This is a genomic window from Streptomyces niveus (assembly GCF_001723055.1).
GTDB classification, from domain to species: Bacteria; Actinomycetota; Actinomycetes; order Streptomycetales; family Streptomycetaceae; genus Streptomyces; species Streptomyces niveus.
In genome coordinates this window covers 1-6,858 of the sequence record NZ_MDCR01000517.1, presented here as the reverse complement: position 1 = coordinate 6,858, position 6,858 = coordinate 1, and the positions used below count along the sequence as shown (strand labels likewise).

At 71.4% G+C, this 6,858-nt stretch carries 10 protein-coding genes; 5 read left to right on the top strand and 5 right to left on the bottom strand.

What is annotated here, in order from left to right; translation table 11 throughout:
• Positions 1–793 (bottom strand): S8 family serine peptidase (locus BHU15_RS37205; protein WP_255293311.1); only part of this gene is annotated, 793 nt, incomplete at its 3' end.
• A gap of 140 nt (positions 794–933) precedes the next feature.
• On the opposite strand from BHU15_RS37205, the gene BHU15_RS37200 reads away from it, so the two are divergent.
• The 3 genes from BHU15_RS37200 to BHU15_RS37190 all read left to right on the top strand — a co-directional run bounded on the left by BHU15_RS37200 (position 934) and on the right by BHU15_RS37190 (position 3,265).
• Positions 934–1,914 (top strand): GlxA family transcriptional regulator, encoded by a 981-nt coding sequence (locus BHU15_RS37200; protein ID WP_069631109.1) that lies wholly within the window; start codon positions 934–936, stop codon positions 1,912–1,914.
• 57 nt (positions 1,915–1,971) lie between these two features.
• Positions 1,972–2,577 carry a DJ-1/PfpI family protein gene (locus tag BHU15_RS37195; protein WP_069631108.1) on the top strand — a complete coding sequence of 202 codons (606 nt, stop codon included), beginning with the start codon at positions 1,972–1,974 and terminating at the stop codon, positions 2,575–2,577.
• A 199-nt stretch (positions 2,578–2,776) separates the two neighbouring features.
• Complete coding sequence (locus BHU15_RS37190) at positions 2,777–3,265, top strand: beta-class carbonic anhydrase (protein WP_069631107.1); 489 nt, start codon at positions 2,777–2,779, stop codon at positions 3,263–3,265.
• A gap of 31 nt (positions 3,266–3,296) precedes the next feature.
• On the opposite strand, the gene BHU15_RS37185 is transcribed toward BHU15_RS37190, so the two are convergent.
• Genes BHU15_RS37185 through BHU15_RS37170 form a run of 4 tightly spaced genes read right to left on the bottom strand, consistent with a single transcriptional unit; the run spans position 3,297 to position 5,687 of the window.
• Positions 3,297–4,196 (bottom strand): alpha/beta fold hydrolase, encoded by a 900-nt coding sequence (locus BHU15_RS37185; protein WP_079128641.1) that lies wholly within the window; start codon positions 4,194–4,196, stop codon positions 3,297–3,299.
• 18 nt (positions 4,197–4,214) lie between these two features.
• The gene (locus BHU15_RS37180) at positions 4,215–4,553 is read right to left on the bottom strand and encodes an MmcQ/YjbR family DNA-binding protein (protein ID WP_023543704.1); all 339 of its coding nucleotides are present in this window, start codon (positions 4,551–4,553) and stop codon (positions 4,215–4,217) included.
• On the bottom strand, positions 4,546–5,220 hold the full coding sequence (locus tag BHU15_RS37175) for a DNA polymerase ligase N-terminal domain-containing protein (RefSeq protein ID WP_069631106.1): 675 nt from the start codon (positions 5,218–5,220) through the stop codon (positions 4,546–4,548). Before BHU15_RS37175 ends, BHU15_RS37180 begins: the two co-directional genes overlap by 8 nt.
• Positions 5,220–5,687, bottom strand: coding sequence for a DUF5709 domain-containing protein (locus tag BHU15_RS37170; protein ID WP_069631105.1), 468 nt, complete (start codon positions 5,685–5,687; stop codon positions 5,220–5,222). The genes BHU15_RS37175 and BHU15_RS37170 overlap by 1 nt, the downstream gene beginning before the upstream one ends.
• Before the next feature lie 204 nt (positions 5,688–5,891).
• On the opposite strand from BHU15_RS37170, the gene BHU15_RS37165 reads away from it, so the two are divergent.
• Positions 5,892–6,635 carry a FadR/GntR family transcriptional regulator gene (locus tag BHU15_RS37165; protein ID WP_069631104.1) on the top strand — a complete coding sequence of 248 codons (744 nt, stop codon included), beginning with the start codon at positions 5,892–5,894 and terminating at the stop codon, positions 6,633–6,635.
• On the top strand, positions 6,632–6,858 hold a 227-nt coding region (locus tag BHU15_RS37160), incomplete at its 3' end, for a creatininase family protein (RefSeq protein ID WP_171908529.1). The genes BHU15_RS37165 and BHU15_RS37160, both read left to right, overlap by 4 nt.

Sequence of the window (6,858 nt, the reverse complement as noted above, 5' to 3'; positions counted from 1 at the left end):
CCGCGCTGTTCACGGCGGTGGACTTCGGGCCCCCGAGGGAGCCGTTGAGCACGGCCGGCTGCTTGGCGTTGTCGGCGACCCAGTCGAACCCGGCGAGGATCCCTGACCAGGTGCCCTTGCCCTGGCAGTCCAGCACCCGGACGCTCACCAGGTCGGCCTCGGGAGCCACGCCGTACGTACGGCCGGCGACCGTACCCGAGACGTGCGTGCCGTGGCCCTGGCAGTCCTTGCCCTCGCGGCCGTCCCCGATGGCGTCGTAGCCCGGCTTGGCGCGCCCGCCGAACTGCTCGTGCTCGAAGTCGATGCCCGTGTCGACGACGTACGCGGTGACACCCTTGCCGGTGCTCCTGGTGTCGTACCGGCCGTCCAGCGGCAGCGACTGCTGGTCGATCCGGTCCAGGCCCCAGGTCGACGCGGGCACACGGCTGTTCGCGGCGCCGGTCTTCAGGGCCCTGATCTCGGAGTCCTGCTCGACGGCGGTCACGCCGGGCGTCGTCCGGACGGTCCTGAGCTGGGCGGCGCTCAGCTCGGCCGCGAAGCCGCTCAGCACCCTCGTGTACGTGAACAGGGGCTTCACCCCGGCCCGGTTGAGCAGCTTGCTCGCGTCGAAGGCGGCGTCGATGGAGACGATGTAGCGGTCGTTCAGCGGGGCCGCCGAGCGGTGCAGCGGTGCCAGGTGGGGCCGGCCGGGCTCCGCCGCGGCCGGCTGCGCCGTGGTGGGGAGCGGACCGGCGGCCACCACGACCGCGCTCGTGGCGACCAGAAGCATGCTGAGTTTCAGGCGATTTTTCATGAAAGGTACTCAAACATGATCGAACTATCTTGAACGGCAGCCTGGCCGGTGGTTCACCCGCCCGAATGGACGGCCGATGGCGTGAAGTGTGGGTCATACGTCGTTGACGACATCAGCGCCGAGGCCGCAGGCTGAACGACGTGCAGCAGCGACGCGTTGTCTTCGTGATCTTCGAGGGGTTCCAGTCACTCGACCTCTCGGGCCCCTTCGAGGTGTTCCAGCAGGCGGGCCGGTCCGGCCCCGGCCGCCCCGGCTACGACTGCCGGATCGTGGCTCCCGTCGCGGGCCCCGTGCGCTCCAACAGCGGGCTGCGCGTCCACGCCGACCACGGGATCGCCGACCTGGCTCCCGCCGGGATCGACACCCTGGTGGTGGCCGGCGGCGACGGGGTCGACCACGCCGCGAAGGACCCCGCGCTCGTCGGGTGGGTCGCCGAGGCGGCGGCCACCGCCCGCCGGGTCACCTCGGTGTGCAGCGGCGTGTTCCTGCTCGCCGCCACCGGGCTGCTCGCCGGACGGCGCGTCACCAGCCACTGGAGCCGCGACGGCCAGCTGCGCCGGGAGCACCCCGAGCTGACCGTGGACACCCTGCCGATCTTCGTACGCGACGGCCGGGTCTGGACGTCGGCCGGGGTGACCGCCGGGATGGACCTGGCCCTCGCGCTGGTAGAGGACGACCTCGGCCGGGAGGTCGCCCACGCCGTCGCCCAGCGGCTCGTGCTGTTCCTGCGCAGGCCCGGCAGCCAGGCGCAGTTCAGCGTGCCGCTCTGGTCCGAGCAGCCTGCCACCGACCCGATCCGGGCCGTCGTCGCGGCGGTCCACGCCGATCCCGGCTCGCCGCACACCCTCGCGGACCTGGCCGCCCACGCCGGGCTTAGCCCGCGTCATCTCCAGCGCCGGTTCACCGCGGAGCTGGGGGTGGGACCCGCCGAGTACGTGGAGCGCGTACGAGTCGAGTCCGCCCAGCAGGCCCTGACCGGCGGCGACGAGCCGGTCACCGCCATCGCGCGACGCTGCGGACTCGGCAGTTCCGAGTCGCTGCGGCGTGCCTTCCACCGCCACTGCGGTGTGACACCCACGGACTACCGGAACCGTTTCCGGTCCACCGAAGAACCTGCCTGAACGAGCAGCGCCGGCCCGTGCCGATCACGGACCACACCTGACGACCGAGGAGCACCCATGACCACGTACGGACTGCTGATCTTCGACGGAACGGAGGAGCTGGACTTCGTCGGCCCCTGGGAGGTGTTCATGTCCTCCGCCATGATGCGCGACGAGGGCGACACCGCCGTGCTGGTGGCCGAGCGCTCCGCCCCGGTCCGGTGCAGTAAGGGGATGCGGGTCCTGCCCGACCACACGCTCGGCGACTGCCCGCCGCTCGATGTGCTGCTCGTGCCCGGCGGCGCGGGCACCCGGCGGGAGGTGGAGAACGCCGACCTGCTGGAGTGGATCGGCAGGACGGCCGCCGACACCGAGTGGGTCACCAGCGTGTGCACCGGCTCCCTCCTCCTGCACGAGGCCGGCCCCGCGCGCGGCCGGCGGGTCGCCACGCATCACGGCTTCGAGGACGAGATGCAGATCCGCGGTGACGTCACCGTCGTGCGCGACGCCCGCTACGTCGTGGACGGGAACCTGGTCACCAGCCAGGGCATCTCCGCCGGGATCGACATGGCCCTGTGGCTGGTCGGCCGGCTCCACGGCCGCGACCACGCCCGCGCGGTGCGCCGGTACATGCAGTACGAGCCCGCGCCGCCCTACCTGTCCGACGAGCCGCTGCCGTACTGATTCACCCGCGCGCGCCCGCACCGGAGCGGGCGGGGGAATGGGGTGCGGGAAATGGCCGCGAAGCTGAAATGACGCGGTGACAGAGCGCGTATGTCACCGCGGTATTGCAAAGCTGTGGCGAGGCGGTCTGTCCTCTTCGCCGATTGATTTCCGGCCCTCTACCGTGGCCCTCTCGCCCCCTGCGGAAAGTAGGTCCGCCGTGTCCGTCACGGAAGAATTCCTCAACAGCAACGAGGTCTACGCACAGTCCTTCGAAGGGCCTCTGCAACTGGCCCCCGCCCGCCGGCTCGCCGTCGTCGCCTGCATGGACGCCCGGCTGGACATCTACCGCATCCTCGGTCTGAACGAGGGTGACGCGCATGTCATCAGGAATGCCGGGGGAGTGGTCACCGACGACGCGGTCCGCTCCCTGGCGATCAGTCAGCGGCTGCTGGGCACCCGGAAGATCTTCCTTATCCATCACACGGACTGCGGGATGCTCACTTTCACCGACGACAATTTCAAGCGGGACATCGAGAACGAGACCGGGATCCGGCCGCCGTGGGCCGCCGAGGCATTCACGGACCTGGAAGAAGACGTACGTCAGTCGATTCGCCGCATCACCGTCAGCCCGTTCATTCCGCACACCGAGGTGATCCGCGGATTCATCTTCGACGTGGCGACGGGACGGCTCAAAGAAGTGGCGTGAGCCCGCGCGCCCGGACCGGGACCGACAGGCGTCAGTTCCGGTCCGTGTGGCGCAGGACGGCTGCGAGCACCGTGTCCCACACCCGGGCCGGCGGTGCCTGATGACCGACCCCGTCCAGGGTGACCAGACGGGCGTCGGGAATCCCCTCGGCCAGCGCACGCGCGTGGTCGAGCGGGAAGAGCGGATCCTCGGTGCCGTGCAGTACGAGGGTGGGCGCCGCCACGTCCGCCAGCCGGACCGTGACCGGCTTCTCGTCCTCCCGGAGCGCCCAGTGATTCTTCGAGGCCGCCTCGATGTCCGTGCTGCGGTCGACGATCCGGCCCGACAGCTCCCGCGCCGCCTCCTCGTCGAACGACGCCGGAGCCGCGAACAGCCGCTCGCCCGCCACCAGATACCCGATCACCGCCGCGCGGTCCGACCAGTCGGGCTCGGGGGCCGGATCGGCGAACGACGCGCGCAGCCGCTCGGCCGGCGGCGACAGCTCCGAACCGGTGGGACCCGCCGGGCTCGTGGAGACAAGGGTGAGGGTCGCGACCCGCTCCGGACTCGTCACCGCCACGCACTGCGCGAGCCCACCGCCCATGGAGATGCCCATCAAATGCGCCCGGTCCACGCCGAGCGCGTCCAGCAGACCGACGGCGTCCGCGATCAGATCGTTGAAGGTGTAGTCAGGGGCGCCCGCCGGAGAGGTCACGGACTGCCCGGTGTCACGCGGGTCGTAGCGCACGACCCGCCGCCCGCCGGCCGCGAGCCGGGCGCAGAACTCCTCGTCCCAGCCCTCCATCGGACTCGCCGCGCCGCAGATCAGCAGGACGGTCGGATCGGCTTCACCGCCGAAGGTCTGGACGCACAGGCGTACGCCGTTCGCCTCGACCGGGTGCGCGGGGGTGCGGGGTACGTCGGCGGGGGACACGGCGTCGTTCCGGCTCATCCGGGGCTCCTGCTCGGTTCAGTTGTCGAAGGACTCCGCCAGATCCGTCGGGGCGGCCTGCTTCCAGGAATCGACCAGGATGTCATACAGCTCCTGTTCGTCCTCCAGCGCGCCCAACCGGGCCCGTACCCATGAGGAGTTGGCCTCGTGCGCCGGGACCCAGAACTTGTCGGGCTCCGCCGCGATCAGCTCCGTACGCTCCAGCTTGGGGCAGCGGACGGCGAACGACGTGCCGTCGTCGGGCACCGTGACGAACATCCGGCCCGCGACATGGAAGGTGGGGATGTTCCAGAGTTCCCTCTCCACGGTGCGTGGCAGGGACAGCGCGATACGGCGGACGTCGTCAGCGTCAAGCATGGTCGTTGCCTTCGGATCGATGGACGCGAGGGGATCCATGATCCGGCATCGTCCGGTCCGGCGTACCCCTGTTCACCTGGCTGAGTGTCCGGCCGGTGCGCGCCGAGCGGGCCCGCCGCGGATCGGGTGTGGCGCGCCGGCCGCGCGTGCTCCCGGAACCGGTCTTCTTCACCAGCAGCCACGCCTCGCCCGATCCGTCCTGGCCGCCCCGGAACCGGGTGAGCGCGTACGCGCCGCGCAGCTTGCGGCCGGTCAGCCGGAAGCTGGCGTGGCCCCGTTCCAGGGCGGCGGCGAAGGCGCCCGGGCCGCCGGCCCCGAGCGGCCGGTAGGTCCCCTGGTCCCACACGATGACCGGGCCCGCCCCGTACTCACCGGCGGCGATGACGCCCTCGTACTCCCGGTACTCCAGCGGGTGGTCCTCGGTGGGGACCGCCAGCCGCTTGTCGCCCGGGTCGGTGGACGGGCCCCTCGGTACGGCCCAGGACTTGAGCACGCCGTCGACCTCCAGCCGGAAGTCGAAGTGCATCCGGCGCGCGTCATGGATCTGGACGACGAAGGACAGTTCACCGGCCGGGCCCGCGCCCTCGCCGCGCGGCTCGTCGGTGGTGTCGAACCGGCGCTTCCCGTGATACCTCGCCAGCCGGTCCTCCCCGTCCTCCCCGCCCACTACCCGTCCATCTCCTCGTCGTCGGCGATGTGCACGGCGGCCTCCTCGGCCGACGCGGCCCCGCCGTCGATCCCGACGTCCCGCGCGCCCACGTGCGAGTGCCTGCGGGGCGCGATGTCGTCGACCGCCTCCAGCCGTCCCGCCCGCGCGTCACCCGTCTCCGTGTCCACCGGCTCGCCCTCGCCGCCGGGCACGTCGCCGACGCCGTCGCCGGTCTCCGGGCGGACCTCGGGAGCCTCCTGGGCGAGCCGCTGGTCCAGGGTCTCCCCGGCGCGCTGCTCCTCGCCGGTGACGCCGTACTTGTTGACGCCGAGAGGGTGCTCGGGCGGCGAGTACCCCTCCGTCATCATGTCGTCCAGGTCGCGCTCGTCTATCACGTTCTCCAGATCGAGATCGTCGGAGGGGCCGTTGTCCACGTCCGAGTTCTCGGGCTGGTACACGTCGTCGCCTCGTGACTCGTCGGCCATGATTCTCGATCCTTTCGGCAGATTTTCAGAATACGCCCCATATGTCCGCCGGGTTCGGGAAAGGGCCGGGGTGCCCGCAGGGGGCGGGGCCGGCCCGTGGTCCATCCGTGTCGGAGGCCGCCGGCGGCCGATATTGATCGAAGCGGCCAGAAGTCGCTGTCACGGGCATTGACACCGCGAGAGATCAAGTGATCTATTCACTTCATGAGTCGCAGTGAGCAGTCGTTGTCCGAGCGCCTGGCGGACAACATCGTCGAGATCATCCGTTCGGAACGCCTCGGTCGCGGAGACGCCCTCGCGTCCTCCCGCGACCTCGCCAGCCGCTTCGGCGTCACCACACCCACGGTGCGCGAGGCGCTGCGCAGGCTGGAGGCCACCGGTGTGGTGGAGTTCCGGCACGGATCCGGCACCTATGTGGGCCCGGGGATCGGCCGCCGGCTGATGGCCAACCCGCATCTGCCGCGCAGCACCCGCGCCTCGGTGCTGGAGCTGGTCGAGGCCCGCCTGGTGCTGGAGCCGGCCGTCGCGGCGGCCGCGGCGAACGTACGGATGGGCGAAGCCGTACGGGAGTTGGAGCACGCGGCCTCCAACGCGCTGCATCCACCGGAGGAGTCCCTGCGACAGTCGGTGCACTTCCATGTGGCACTGGCGGCGGCGAGCGGCAACACCCTGCTCCGCGAGGCCGTCGAGGCCCTGCTCCAGGTCCGCGCCCGGGACCAGGTGGAGATCCGGCACCGTTACAACGACCGGGCGCGCGACCACGCCGAGCACCTGGAGATCCTCGAAGCCGTACGGGACGGGGACGCGGCGGCGGCCGAGCGGCTGACCCGTACGCACCTGGTGGCGATCCGCGAAGCGGTCCTCACGGCGGACTTCCCGGCCGAGGTCCCCGCCGACGGGCCGGATACCCCCGCCGACGCCACCCTTCCGGACGGAGACCAGCGATGACCTCCGCCGAACCCGCACCGCCCCGGCGTCCGCTGCGGCTCGCCGAGATGACGACCGTCGAGGCCGCCGACGCCGTGACGTCGAGCCCGGTGGTGATCCTGCCCGCCGGCGCGTTCGAGCAGCACGGCCCGGGAATGCCGATGGCCACCGACACCGTCCGCGCCGAGTCGGTGGTGGACCTGGTCGCCGCCGAGCTGGCCGGACGCGCCGTGATCGGCCCGGT